Annotated in this window: 12 protein-coding genes and 1 other RNA gene; 5 read left to right on the top strand and 8 right to left on the bottom strand. The window is 43.7% G+C overall.

The genetic code is table 11. From position 1 onward, the window contains the following. The first annotated feature begins 77 nt into the window (after positions 1-77). A complete protein-coding gene (locus AC30SF_RS05200) occupies positions 78-815 on the top strand; it encodes a lipopolysaccharide kinase InaA family protein (protein WP_314170399.1) in 738 nt (245 codons plus the stop codon). 164 nt (positions 816-979) lie between these two features. Here AC30SF_RS05200 and AC30SF_RS05195 read toward each other — a convergent pair whose 3' ends face one another. Together AC30SF_RS05195 and tesB are read right to left on the bottom strand one after the other, a co-directional pair. Next, the gene (locus AC30SF_RS05195) at positions 980-1,852 is read right to left on the bottom strand and encodes a ferritin-like domain-containing protein (protein ID WP_489607778.1); all 873 of its coding nucleotides are present in this window, start codon (positions 1,850-1,852) and stop codon (positions 980-982) included. Positions 1,853-1,868: 16 nt separating this feature from the next. After that, on the bottom strand, positions 1,869-2,735 hold the full coding sequence (gene tesB / locus AC30SF_RS05190; RefSeq protein ID WP_032997833.1) for an acyl-CoA thioesterase II: 867 nt from the start codon (positions 2,733-2,735) through the stop codon (positions 1,869-1,871). A gap of 135 nt (positions 2,736-2,870) precedes the next feature. Between tesB and ffs the strand changes: the two genes are divergently transcribed. Beyond that, positions 2,871-2,969, top strand: an RNA gene (ffs, locus tag AC30SF_RS05185) — signal recognition particle sRNA small type. A 23-nt stretch (positions 2,970-2,992) separates the two neighbouring features. Here ffs and cydC read toward each other — a convergent pair. From cydC to AC30SF_RS05160, 5 genes are all read right to left on the bottom strand, one after another. Further along, positions 2,993-4,726, bottom strand: a complete 1,734-nt coding sequence (gene cydC / locus AC30SF_RS05180) for a heme ABC transporter ATP-binding protein/permease CydC (RefSeq protein ID WP_489607777.1) — start codon at positions 4,724-4,726, stop codon at positions 2,993-2,995. Next, positions 4,726-6,489 (bottom strand): heme ABC transporter permease/ATP-binding protein CydD, encoded by a 1,764-nt coding sequence (gene cydD / locus AC30SF_RS05175; RefSeq protein WP_489607776.1) that lies wholly within the window; start codon positions 6,487-6,489, stop codon positions 4,726-4,728. The genes cydC and cydD overlap by 1 nt, the downstream gene beginning before the upstream one ends. A gap of 95 nt (positions 6,490-6,584) precedes the next feature. After that, a complete protein-coding gene (trxB, locus tag AC30SF_RS05170; protein WP_479744355.1) occupies positions 6,585-7,541 on the bottom strand; it encodes a thioredoxin-disulfide reductase in 957 nt (318 codons plus the stop codon). Between the two features lie 53 nt (positions 7,542-7,594). After that, a complete protein-coding gene (locus AC30SF_RS05165) occupies positions 7,595-8,452 on the bottom strand; it encodes a co-chaperone YbbN (protein WP_479744356.1) in 858 nt (285 codons plus the stop codon). Positions 8,453-8,641: 189 nt separating this feature from the next. Next, complete coding sequence (locus AC30SF_RS05160; protein ID WP_489607775.1) at positions 8,642-9,595, bottom strand: GlxA family transcriptional regulator; 954 nt, start codon at positions 9,593-9,595, stop codon at positions 8,642-8,644. 140 nt (positions 9,596-9,735) lie between these two features. On the opposite strand from AC30SF_RS05160, the gene AC30SF_RS05155 reads away from it, so the two are divergent. Next, a complete protein-coding gene (locus tag AC30SF_RS05155; RefSeq protein WP_489607774.1) occupies positions 9,736-10,608 on the top strand; it encodes an MBL fold metallo-hydrolase in 873 nt (290 codons plus the stop codon). A 314-nt stretch (positions 10,609-10,922) separates the two neighbouring features. Beyond that, on the top strand, positions 10,923-11,267 hold the full coding sequence (locus tag AC30SF_RS05150) for a transposase (RefSeq protein ID WP_489607773.1): 345 nt from the start codon (positions 10,923-10,925) through the stop codon (positions 11,265-11,267). A gap of 65 nt (positions 11,268-11,332) precedes the next feature. On the opposite strand, the gene aphA is transcribed toward AC30SF_RS05150, so the two are convergent. Then, positions 11,333-12,040 carry an acid phosphatase AphA gene (gene aphA / locus AC30SF_RS05145; protein ID WP_314171275.1) on the bottom strand — a complete coding sequence of 236 codons (708 nt, stop codon included), beginning with the start codon at positions 12,038-12,040 and terminating at the stop codon, positions 11,333-11,335. A 547-nt stretch (positions 12,041-12,587) separates the two neighbouring features. On the opposite strand from aphA, the gene AC30SF_RS05140 reads away from it, so the two are divergent. Beyond that, positions 12,588-12,848 carry an AzlD family protein gene (locus AC30SF_RS05140; RefSeq protein ID WP_226385942.1) on the top strand — a complete coding sequence of 87 codons (261 nt, stop codon included), beginning with the start codon at positions 12,588-12,590 and terminating at the stop codon, positions 12,846-12,848. Positions 12,849-12,890: the final 42 nt, after the last annotated feature.

The following is a 12,890-nucleotide window of genomic DNA, read 5'->3' as shown; positions in this document are numbered from 1 at the left end:
CGCGCTTTGGATGACAAGCTAAAAAATAAAAGTGCGGTTAATTTTGACCGCACTTTATGTTTGTGAGGAACGAAAATATGTCGCAATTATCTGCATTGCCTTTTGAGGAATATGTTCAGCAAGTGCTTGCCGAGCATAAAGGTGAGCGCGTATATCATTTTACTTATAACGATAAAGATTTTTGGTTGAAACAACCGGAACAATTACACGGTGTGTGGCATTTTTTGAAACCAAAACCGAAACAAGCCTTTAAAAACGAAATTCAAAGTTTGCAATATCTTGAGGAACATCAAGCGCCGGTGCCGCACCTTGAAATGTTTGGTGAGGATTTCTTAGTGTTGGAGGACGGCGGAAACAGTGTGGCCTATTGGATGGGGCTTCATCTTTCCGAACAACAAAAACGCGCTATTTTATTAGATGCGGCGGTGGCATTGGCGACTTTGCATCAACAAGGGTTGGTGCACGGACGTCCGGCAATTCGCGATATTCTATGGCGTGATGGTCAAGTGTTGTTTATTGATTTTGAAGTGAATGCGACCAAGCGGGCTTTAAGTAAGCAAAAAGCGCGTGATTTGTTGCTGTTTATCTATAATTTATGTCGTGAAGATGAATTGTCCGATGAGATCATTTGCGATGTTATGCGAAAATACCGTGAATGTTGCGAGCCACAGGAGTGGCTGGATATGTTGGCATCCGTAGAACATTATCGTTGTATTTACTATTTATTGTTGCCCTTTAAATCTATCGCCAAGCGCGATCTTATCGGGATTTATCGGCTATACCAGAATATTGAACAAGTGAAAAAAGAGGACTAAATGAAAAAAAATTATCATGACATTATTTATTGTTTGGACTCTCAGCGCCTGTTCCGTCGGTGTTGGTGGCGGTTCTAATGAAGTCGGTGTTGGCGTGGGTGTTGGCACTGGCGTTCGATTCTAAAAAAATGCCCGATAATATTTCTTATCGGGCATTTTATTTTTTACTGCTTAATGTACGACTTTAATGTCTGTTCCACTTCATAAATCCAATCTAATTCATGTTGAGTGAACCCGGCTTGTAAACGGGCATCAGTATTGATTACCCCTTTAAAAATTACAATACGATATTTATGTAGCAGTTCGGTAAAACATTTCATAGCATCTAATCCGCGTTTGGCGGAAAGCGCGTGATACCAATGATTGCCGATATAAACGTGTCCGATCTCATCCGTTAAAATCACATCTAAAATTTTGACGGCGGCCATGTCTTTCCGTTGTGCAATTTTTTCTTGTAACACAGGTGTGGCATCCAGTCCGCGCGCTTCCAGTACACGTGGTACTAATGCCATTCGTTCCCAAATATCGTGCGCGGTAGCCTGTGCCATTTCCCATAAACCGGCGTGCGCTTCAAAATCGCCATATTGATATCCAAGGGTATGCAAATGCGCGTTGACTAAGGAAAAATGGGTACTTTCTTCACGTGCGACACGTAGCCAATCCTTTACAAATGCCATACCTTCGCCTAATTCTTGTTGTGCATTTCTGCCAAAACGCCAAGCAGCATCTAAGCCTAAATTAATGGCATTAAATTCAATATGGGCAATAGCGTGCAACGTTGTGGCATAACCTTCTTCTGTGGCGAAAGAACGTTTCGGCACATCTTTCGGTGCAACGAGCAGCGGCTTCTGCGGAATACCGGCAAGATCCATTTGTGGCGTGACTTCCGGAAAATCGGATAATTCCGTCAATTTAATCTGCGGTAATAGCGCATCATAAAGATGATTCACTAAGCGGCATTTTTCTAACGGATCTTTGGTTTGCAGTGCTGTGGTAACGGCATGCCAAAAATCTTGAGCGGCATAAAGTGCGGTCATTTTTTTTCCTCGTTTTTTATTGTTCTTCCGGAACGTAACGAATTAACCCTTCTTGTTGGGTGGTCGCAATTAATCTGCCATCTGCCGCAAAAAATTGACCACGCGCAAGGCCACGAGCGGCATAGGCGTTGTTACTTTCAATGGCATATAACAGCCAATCATTCATATCAAACGGGCGATGAAACCAAATAGAATGGTCGATGGTGGCGACTTTCATGCCTTTTTGTAAAAAGCCTTTTTCATGGGGATGAAGTGCGGTCAAAATACAATGAAAATCAGAGAAGTAGGCAAGCAGACATTGTTGAATGCGATAGTCTGTCGGTGCTTCGCCATTGGTGCGTACCCAAGAATATTGTTGTGGAGGTAGTTTATGTCCGCGGAACGGGTTATTTAAATATTTGGTGCGAATATCAAATGGACGCTCTGCCGTAAATTTATCGCGCACGGCTTCCGGAATGGTTTGTGCCATTTGCTGAATGACCGAGCTTTCTGACATTAAAGCATCAGGGGCTTCTACCTTTGGCATTTCGCTTTGGTGTTCAAAGCCTTGTTCCAAGGTTTGGAAAGAGGCGGTAATGTGACAAATCGGTGATTTATGTTGAATGGCTTTTACCCGCATCGCCGTGAAATTTCTGCCCTCGCGTAAAATTTCGACATCATAAATAATCGGATATTGACTGTCGCCCGGCGAGAGAAAATAGGCGTGGCAAGAATGTAAAAAACGATCTTGAGGGGCGACTTGAATCGCAGCAGAAAGCGCCTGCGCCACGACTTGACCACCGAACACTTGGCGAAAGCCGAGATCTTGGCTTGCGCCGCGAAAAAGTAAATCGTCGATTTTTTCCAGTTTTAACAGTTCGATAAGTTGATTAAGTGCGGTCATGATTTTCCTCGTTTGTTTAAAGTTCAGGCTGTTATGATGTGATCCGGAGATAACATTTGCAATTCAATAGGGCTTATTGCATAATGCGAAGCCTTAATCGCGCTATCAAATCTTGCGGTTAATTCAATGGAAACCTTTTCGGTCCCTCGCAATGAAGTCTGGTTTACCAGGTCAGGTTCGGAAGAAAGCAGCCAGAGTCAGAATTTTCGTGTGCCGAGACTAAGCCGGGAAGGTTTCCACCTTTCCAGCCTTTCCTTTTAAATACGTTGTGTCAGTTGCTTGAAAAAGCCATTTTCTTTATTGATCAATTCGCTGTACGAACCTTGTTCAATTAATCGACTGTTATCGATCACCACAAGTTGATCAAACTGCTCAATGGCGGTTAAACGGTGTGTCACCATAATCAAGGTTTTACCGACACTGTGAGCCAAAATCGCTTGCAGAATATTGCGTTCGGTTTCGCGATCCAAGCCTTCTGTCGGTTCATCTAAGAGTAAGATCGGCGCATCATTTAATAGCACCCGCGCTAAGCCTAAACGACGTTGTTCACCGCCCGATAACGGACGACCGCCGTCTCCCAGCCATAAATCCAATCCTTGTTCTTGATTCACCAATTTTTCTAAGCCCACTTGTTGTAGCACGGCAACCATTTTTTCATCACTCAACGGCGCATGGTTAGCCAGTTGCAAGTTGTTACGCAACGTATCGCTAAACACATGCACGCGTTGCGTTAAGAAACAAAATTGTTGGCGTAAACTGCTTTCGCTATAGGCTTGAATGCGCTTGCCGGCGAATAAGATTTCTCCTTGGTTGGCATCATAATTGCGTACCAATAATTGAAGTAGTGTCGATTTTCCGCTGCCGGTTTTTCCTAAAATGGCGAGTTTTTCACCGGCTTGAATATGGAGATTTAAGTCCACTAATGCCGGGTTATCGCGTTGCGGATAAGTGAAATGAACGTGATTAATTTGCAATAACGGCGCTTGGGTTTGGCTGTCGATAAGTTGCGTGCCGGAAAAATCTACCAGTGGTTGCTGTTCGATAATATCTGTCACCCGTTCAGCTGATGCTACCATTTGCCCGATGTGCAAAAATGCAGCGCCGATCGGCATTAAAATTTCAAAGGAGGCGAGGGCGGCAAAGGCAAACAAGCCAATCAACGCGGTGCGGTATTCATCGCTGCCCAAATCCACTTGTGCGGCAAACCACATCACAATACATAACACCAAGCCGTTGGCAAACAACAAAAGTGCGGTGGAAAATCCCGATAAATTTGCTTCCTGTTGTTGATAGGCTTGCCATTGCTGTTCGGTTTTGCTTAATTTGCCTTTTAGTTTTTCTTCTCCGTTAAATAACAACAGTTCTGCTTGTGCCTGAATAAATTCCACAAATTGCGTGCGGTAAAGCGCGCGGGATTGGGTTAATTTTGCGCCGAATTTGTTGCCTAGATGGTAAAAAATGGTTGGGATCACCAGTAACAAGGTCAGTAACGTGAGGCCAAGGAACAGTGCGAGCGGCACATGAACAAAGCTTAATCCAAGGGTAATTAAGGTAATCACCACAATGGCGCTGATAAACGGCGCAATCAGGCGAAGATAAAGGCCGTCCAAGGTATCCACATCGGCGACCAAACGGTTTAATAAATCACTGTTACGATAGCGATTGAGCACGCTCGGGCTTAACGGAATAATTTTGCTAAACACTTGCACGCGTAATTTGGCTAACACGCGGAAAGTGGCATCGTGAGTGACGACTTTTTCAAAATAGCGCGCCACCGTGCGCCCGATGGCTAAACCGCGTACGCTAGCGGACGGATAGAAAAAGTTAAAGAGCGAACCCAAGCCGGCAATGGCGGTTGCCGCCAAGAACCAGCCCGAAAGGGTAAGCAACCCGATGCTGGAGGCAAGCCCTAGAATCATTAACAAACCACCGAAAATTAATGGCAGTTTGGCAAATTTAAATAAACGAATAAAAGGCAATAAAGCACGCATTAGTTAATATCCTGTTGTCGTTGTGCCAATAATTCGGCGAAGAAACCTTGATGTTGCAGTTGGTCAAAATGCCCCTGCTGAATAATTTGTCCGTGACGCATCACTAAAATGGTGTCGCATTGTTTCAGATCTTCAATGCGGTGGGTGATCATCACGGTTGTTTGTTGGCGACTGATGTGTTGCAAGGCTTGTAATACCTGATTTTCCGATTGCGCATCAAGGCTGGCAGTCGGTTCATCTAATAACAACAAATTGCCTTTGCGTAGTAGCGCACGTGCAACGGCCAAACGTTGTGCTTGCCCGACGGACACACCAATGCCACCTTCTTTAATTTCTGCCTCTAAGCCGAGACGGTCGGTAAATTCTTTCGCTTGCGCTAATGCCAACGCCTGATCAATTTCTTGCGCAGAAGCTTGAATGTCGCCCAATAATAAATTCTCTTTAATCGTGCCTTGCAACAACAACGGGTTTTGTCCGACCCATGCAATGTGTTTGCGCCATTGGGCTAAATCGACATCGCGCAATTCTTGCCCGTTGATTTTCAGGCTGCCTTCATAAGGTAAAAAGCCCAAAATGGCATTGATCAGCGAGGTTTTTCCGGCACCGCTTTGTCCCACAATCGCGATGTGGCTCTGCGCCGGAATATGGAAATTCAGCGCCTCTGTTAGCGGTTTGCCTTGTGGCGACAAGACCACCACATTTTCACCTGAAATTTCCACCGCACTTTGGCTTTCAAATGCCGCTTTGCTGTCGCCTTGGGCGATTAAATAATCTTCTTCCAAGAAATCTACAATGGCATCTGCCGCACCGATACCAGCGGCACGGTCATGATAATAGGTGCCGAGGTCGCGTAATGGTTGATAAAACTCCGGTGCAAGAATGAGGCAGAAGAAACCGATAAAGAGCGTAATCGGCATGCCATAACTACCGAATTCTACTTGCCCTAAATAACTGAAACCGAAATACACTGCCATTAATGCAATAGAAATCGAAGTGAAAAACTCAAGAACAGCAGAGGAGAGGAACGCCATTTTTAGCACATCCATGGTAGTTTCACGGAAATCTTCCGTGCTGTTTTCAATATGGCGGGTTTGCTCGGAAGTGCGGTCGAATAAACGCAAGGTTTCCAAACCGCGCAGACGATCGAGGAATTGACCGCTTAACCGCGCAAGGGTATCCATGTTCTTTTGGCTGCTGTCTGCCGCCGCTTTGCCGACCAAAATCATGAAGATAGGGATCAGCGGCGCGGTGCCCATTAAAATCAAACCGGCTGCCCAGTTTAACGGGAACACGGCAATCAGAATAATCATTGGTACAATGGCGGAAAGCGCTTGTTGCGGTAAATAGCGGGCGTAGAAATTATGCAAGTTTTCCACCTGTTCCAACATGATGGTTGCCCAGCTTCCGGCAGGTTTATTGTTAATCGTTGCCGGGCCAACTTGATGGATTTTATCCAAAATTTGCTGACGAATAATATTCCGTAATAATTGACCGCACTTGAAGCCGATTTTTTCTCGGATCCACAAAATCAGCGCACGTAGCGCAAAGCCGACGACTAAGCCGATAAAGTAAGGCGCTAAACCGGTGGCCGGTTCGCCCAGAATAATGAGCTTATGCAGTAAAGAGGCCAAGAGATAAGTCTGCCCCACTAAAATCACTGAAGAGAACGTGGCGAGCAGAATGTTGAGATTCAAATATTTTTTAATCGGCTTTTGCTGTGTGCGAAGCCATTGTTGCAAATATTTTTGACGAAATTTATCCATAAGTTATGTTTTATCAGAAACAGAAAAACGGAAGGTGGGCGTTATTGCCCACCCTGTATTGCACAATGTGTTGTCTCGGTGCGATAACCGAACAGTTATGCTTTTTGCGCATCCAAATAACGCTCGGCATCTAATGCCGCCATGCAGCCGGTGCCGGCAGAGGTAATGGCTTGACGATAGTTGTGATCCATCACATCGCCTGCGGCAAAAACACCTTCCACGGAAGTGGCGGTTGCATTGCCGTCTAAACCGGATTTCACCACGATATAGCCGTTGTTTAATTCCAGCTGGTCTTGGAAAATTTCCGTATTCGGTGCATGGCCGATGGCCACGAAGACGCCGTCTAATGCGATCTCTTCCGTTGCGGCGGATTGCACGTCTTTCAAACGTACGCCGGTTACGCCCATGTTGTCGCCCAACACTTCATCTAAAGTGCGGTTGGTATGCAGCACGATTTTGCCTTCTTCCACTTTTTTGTATAAGCGGTCGATAAGAATTTTTTCTGCGCGGAAACTGTCGCGGCGATGGATTAAATGCACCTCAGAAGCAATGTTGGCTAAATAGAGTGCTTCTTCCACGGCCGTATTACCGCCACCGATGACGGCAACCGGTTTGTTGCGATAGAAGAAACCGTCACAAGTGGCACAAGCGGAAACGCCACGGCCTTTGAAGTTTTCTTCGGAAGGCAAGCCTAAATAACGGGCAGAGGCACCGGTGGCGATAATTAACGCATCGCAGCTAAAGGTTTGTGCATCGCCGTATAATTTGAATGGGCGGGAAGATAAATCCACGCGGTTAATATGATCGAAGATGATCTCGGTCTCAAATTTTTCTGCGTGTTGCAACATTCTTTGCATTAATTCCGGGCCGGTCGTTTCACCGAAATCTCCCGGCCAGTTTTCAATTTCGCTGGTAGTGGTGAGCTGTCCACCTTGTTGTAAACCGGTGACGAGTACCGGTTTTAAATTGGCGCGTGCCGCATAAATAGCCGCAGTGTAACCGGCAGGGCCGGAACCTAAAATGAGTAATTGTGCGTGTTTAATATCTGACATAATCAATCCTTATCAACGTAATATTTGCGAGCGCTATTATAGAAGATTTCCCATCAGTACAACAACGAATAGAGCAATCGGCGGTATTTATTGGTTACCGGATCGTTGTTGCCGATGGCGGCCAAGATGGATAAAAATTCCTGCTTAATTTTGCCGTCCTCTGCGCCTAAATCTTGACGTAAAATGGTAAATAACAAGTCCAAGGCTTCTTCGTTGCGGTTAGCTTGGTGTAATTGCAAGGCCAATTTCAACGCAAGATCATGGGTTGGCTGTTTCGCAAATTCTTCCTGTAATTGTTGAATTTCCGGCGTATCTGCAGCTTTAATCAACAAATCAATTTGCGCCTGTAAACCTTGCCAGCGACTGTCACGATCTTGCAATGGGATCTTGTTCAAAATCTGTTGCGCAGGCTCAGTTTTTTTCATCGCGATATAGGTTTCCGCATAGAGTAGTGCGATCTCACTGTTTTTCTGATCAGACAACTCCCACGCTTCTTTCAACAACGGCAATGCCTGCGCATAATTTTCCACCGCAAGCAAATCCAATGCCTGATTAAATTTAATTTCTTCTTCTTTCGGCAAAATCACACTCAAACGCTGTTGCAAGGTGGTGTTATCCAACGCACCTTGAAAGGCATCCAACGCTTGCCCGTCTCTGAATAAATAAGTGGTCGGCAAGGCTTGAATACGAAACTGCGCCGCCACCATTTGTTCTTTCTCACAATTCACTTTGGCTAACACAAATTGCCCTTGGTATTGGTTGGCATAATTTTCCAAGGTTTTCACAAACGCCACAGAATCTGCATGGCTTGGCGCATAAAACGTGATCACCAAAGGATGATGTTGTGAAAGCTGTAAAATTTCGTTGAGATTTTGCTCGTTGAGGTCACGAATGGCAGGAAAATCCGTCATATTCTTCTCTTATTTTTAATGAAATGAATGCTGCGCATTATAGCAAAGTGCGGTGGAATTTTTTAGTGTTTTTCAGGGTATAGCATCTTAAAGGATTGTAATATTAGCCACTCGCATAAAGGCGATCCGGATAGGGTTTAAAAACGCAAAATCTCCTCAAGATCTGACCGCACTTTAAAATAAAAAGCTCTAAACATCCTCAATTTGAAACTGCTTACGCCAGCGATTTGGTGAAATCTTATGTTTTTTCAAGAAGTGCTGACGCAAGGCGGTATCGCTATGAAATCCACTTTGTTCTGCAATGTCAGTAATAGATAAATCTGTGCTTTCCAAAAGCTCTCTTGCTCGTTGTAGCCTTGCTTCAATTAACCATTGATTTAATGACATTCCGGTTGCTTTACGAAAATGTCGGGTGAAAGTGCTACGACTCATTGACAAACGTTCGGCAAGGCTATTAGTCGAATGAAGTGCGGTCAGATTTTCATTTAAATAAGCAAGCAACGCATTGATATTATGATTAGGTGTGGAACGAGAAATAGGGCGTTCAATAAATTGTGCTTGTCCGCCTTCACGATGAGGGGGAATAACCAGTATTCGGGCAATATGATTGGCAATTTTCACGCCATATAATTTACGGACAATAGAAAGGCAACAATCCATTGAAGCGGCTGTTCCTGCTGAGGTAATCAGTCGATCTTGTTCCAAATAAATAGGATTTAAATCCCATTTCACCTGCGGAAAACGATTAGTAAAATCACTATCACCTAGCCAATGTGTGGTTGCTTTTTTGCCGTTAAGTAGGCCACTGCACGCTAACACATAGGCGCCATAACATAAACCCACCACTGTTGCACCACGCTGATATGCTTGCCGCAACGCTGTTAATAAAGCCTCGCTCGGCATCACTTGAGTATCATGCCATCCAGTCATCACAACAATATCGGCATTTTCTAACCATTCTAAACCACCATCTAAATGTATGTGAAATAGCGAGTTTGTCAGGTTGTCTGAATCGCTAACGATTTTACAGTCAAATAACGGCTTGCCGTTTAAATCCGACATAGAAAAAACGGAATATGCCATCGCAAAATGAATGGGCATCATTTGTTCATACACAATCAAAGCAACTGTGGGTGTATTCATTTTATTCTCCTACTTTGATATGAGCATAACACAAAAATGACCCGATTATTACGTTTATTGATTTTTTATCCATTTTTACGCAATCTTGTTCTCACTATAATATGTTTATTCATTCAATAACGTATAGAAAAGGAAAAACAATGAACTTAAAAACCTTAATTAGCACTACAGCATTGGCTATTAGCGCAAATACTTTCGCCATAGATCTTGCCTCTAAAAACACTGATAGCTACCAACATATCCGCAATGCTACTGGTCGCCTGAACTATGCAGGGAAAACTTTTTTAATTGACCCGATGCTTGCTGAAAAAGGACGTTATGCAGGCTTTGAAGGGACATTAAATAGCCATTTGCGTAATCCACTTGTGGAATTGCCGATGAAAGCAGAAGATACTTTCAAAGATGTTGATGCCATTATTTTGACTCATACACATGAAGATCATTGGGATGAGGTAGCACAAAAAATTTTACCTAAATCCATCAAAATTTTTGTGCAGCATGAACGGGATGGCGACTTACTCAAAGCACAAGGTTTTACAAACATAACCAGTTTATCGTTGGAAAAACCGGTGGAGTTTGAAGGTATTATTTTAAATAAAACCGGTGGTTCTCACGGTACAACGGAAATGTACGCTGTGCCACAATTGGCTGAGATTTTAGATGAGGCGATGGGCGTAATATTCCAAGCGAAAGGTCATCCAACTGTTTACTTAGTTGGTGACACAATTTGGACTGCCGAAGTAAACAAAGCCATTAATCGTTATAAACCTGATGTAATGATTATGAACACCGGTGATGCGCGTACCTTAGCTTTTCCGAATGACGGCATTATTATGGGGTTACAAGATGTTGCTCATGCTCGTAACATGCTACCAAATACAAAACTTATCACGGTGCACATGGATGCAGTAAATCATATGTCTGTTTACCGTAAGGATTTACGCCAATTTGTCCAAGCAAATAAGCTTGAAAATGTAGCAATTCCAGAAGATGGTGAAACAGTGAAGTTTTAAAAACAAGTGGTTGAGTTCTTAGGATAATTCACAAAAAACACCTAAAAATTTAACCGCACTTCGTTATAAAAAAGCCGTCTGAATTTTCAGACGGCCTTTGATTATAGCCAGGCAAAGTCAGGCTATAAAAACCATACGCTATGCGTATGGAGACAAATAGCTTAAGCGATGAACAGAAAAAAATCCTCGCGATATAATGAACAAGGCTGACAACCAAAATTCAACATATAGGAGGATTATTTACCCCTCGTAGCGTGCATCTTGATGCACGACCGAATCACGCACGGAACGTTATTTAACCCTTTCGGGCATTCATGATTTCGTGCAACAAGTTGCACGCTACAATTCTTAAACCGACAGAATGCCCGATTATTCATAGCGACCAAGGCGTATTGTATGGTTCGGCGGAATGGGTGAAAATGTTGGAGGGTAAAGCGGTTCAAAGTATGAGCCGCCGAGGAAATTGCTACGATAATGCGGTGATTGAAAGTTTTTTTGCGATACTAAAATCAGAGTGTTTTTACTCACGGAGCTATCATTCAATCACTGAATTACAGGCTGAAATTGAAGAATATTTAGTGTATTACAACCAAAAACGAATTAAACTCGATTTAAAAGGATTGAGCCCGGTGCAATACCGAGCTCAATATTTAAGTTAACTAACCTGTCCAACTTTTGGGGGGCAGATCAAAGTGCGGTCAATTTTTTATGTGTTTTTTAAAAATTAATAGCTTGAGTTAATTAACACTTCTTCACCATATCCGCCAAGGGTTGGCATTGGTTGGTAAGTGGAGTTAGCAGCGCGCATGAGGCGGATGCCGCGAACGCCGGCTTCTTTGGCAGCAAGAATATCGTCGTCACTGTCGCCGTAGTGAATGGTAACTTTGTGTTTGATAATGCCAGGAGTTTTGTTGTATTTGGTGCTAAGCTCACGCCCACCCATGAATTCTACCGGGTGCATGTCTTTAATATTAAAGGCTTTTTGTAATACTGGGGTAACGCCATCTTTATCGCCGGCAGTGCGTCCGGTGATGAAATAAATTTGGTCGCCACGGGCTTGGTGCATATTAATTAAATCCACAGCAATTTGTTTTGGAATAGAATATTGGTCACAACCCGCATTTACTTCATTCCAGAAATCTTGGTTTTTTAAGTAATCATGTTTGCCCGGAGAATATTTTTGTTGTCCGTGATAAAAACAAGGGCTACTGAATAGCACGGTATCGTCAATATCAAAACTTACATTGATCGGTGCTTTACCTTCCAATTCTTTTTTCAGTTGCTCAACGGAAATCCAGTGGATTGGTTGTTCCACGAGCATTTCACGGGCATTGGTACCTTGATTGGTATAAGGTTCGGTTTTGGCCGCCATGGCGGGAATTGCTGCCGCGGTTAAAAGGGCGACAAGAGAAAGTTTAACAAGATTTTTCATAGTGACTCCTGATGAGATTGTGAATATATCGGCGGCAATCCTACCTTTTTTGTTCTATTATGCAATTTCAAGCAATCGTTTGCTATACAAAATTCTGACCGTGATCACATTTTTATCATGTGATTGGTGAATAAATAACCAATATTGTTTTTCCCCACGATAGCGCGCGTTTCCTAACGCGTGCCTGAAAATCAATTTCGTTTGATTCAGATTTTTACTATTTTAATGAATAGCTTCAGTTTGCTTATTTTTTAGATAGATAAAACTACGCGTCAGAAGGGGGGGGTATCTGGTGAGCCGTTGGCAAAGCCAACGTTCAGAATCCTTTTGATTTTATGACCGCACTTTTTTGTCATTAGAAGAAAATGAAGAATTTAAACAGGTAATCACTTTATCGCCAAATATCACTTTTCCGGTAAACTTTATTCGTGAGCTTGCCTCGGGATTTTGCTAACTCCGAAACCACAATAGATTGTAATGGCACAAGCGAGGACGCTTGCGCTATCAGGGGGAAAGAATGAAGGATTTGCTCTCTTGGTAGTCGTTCCTGCTGTTTGCCGGCATGCTGGCGGTAACGTATTCCACCCGCCTTATTGGTTTTTTCGCCTTGCGCAACCGTACCTTAAGCCGCCGCGCACAAATCGTGATGGAAGCTGCGCCGGGTTGCATGTTGATTTACGTCATCGCGCCTTATTTCGTGTCCAACAAACCGCACGAATTGATTGCCATTGCACTGACCGTGCTTGCCGCAAGCAGGTTTTCCATGTTGGTTACCGTGTTGATCGGCGTCGGCAGTTCTGGGCTGTAGGGGTATTTGATGCGGTAGGCGGCTGCGTTTTCGTTATACCGG

Source organism: Aggregatibacter valvarum, from assembly GCF_980468985.1.
This window is presented reverse-complemented; position numbering and strand designations above follow the sequence as displayed.

Coding starts and splice junctions, on each gene's coding strand:
- aphA (WP_314171275.1), bottom strand. CDS start 12,040: ATGAAAAATCTTGTTAAACTTTCTCTTGTCGCCCTTTTAACCGCGGCA.
- AC30SF_RS05195 (WP_489607778.1), bottom strand. CDS start 1,852: ATGACCGCACTTTATGCCGCTCAAGATTTTTGGCATGCCGTTACCACA.
- cydD (WP_489607776.1), bottom strand. CDS start 6,489: ATGGATAAATTTCGTCAAAAATATTTGCAACAATGGCTTCGCACACAG.
- AC30SF_RS05200 (WP_314170399.1), top strand. CDS start 78: ATGTCGCAATTATCTGCATTGCCTTTTGAGGAATATGTTCAGCAAGTG.
- trxB (WP_479744355.1), bottom strand. CDS start 7,541: ATGTCAGATATTAAACACGCACAATTACTCATTTTAGGTTCCGGCCCT.
- tesB (WP_032997833.1), bottom strand. CDS start 2,735: ATGACCGCACTTAATCAACTTATCGAACTGTTAAAACTGGAAAAAATC.
- AC30SF_RS05165 (WP_479744356.1), bottom strand. CDS start 8,452: ATGACGGATTTTCCTGCCATTCGTGACCTCAACGAGCAAAATCTCAAC.
- AC30SF_RS05160 (WP_489607775.1), bottom strand. CDS start 9,595: ATGAATACACCCACAGTTGCTTTGATTGTGTATGAACAAATGATGCCC.
- AC30SF_RS05150 (WP_489607773.1), top strand. CDS start 10,923: ATGATTTCGTGCAACAAGTTGCACGCTACAATTCTTAAACCGACAGAA.
- AC30SF_RS05155 (WP_489607774.1), top strand. CDS start 9,736: ATGAACTTAAAAACCTTAATTAGCACTACAGCATTGGCTATTAGCGCA.
- cydC (WP_489607777.1), bottom strand. CDS start 4,726: ATGCGTGCTTTATTGCCTTTTATTCGTTTATTTAAATTTGCCAAACTG.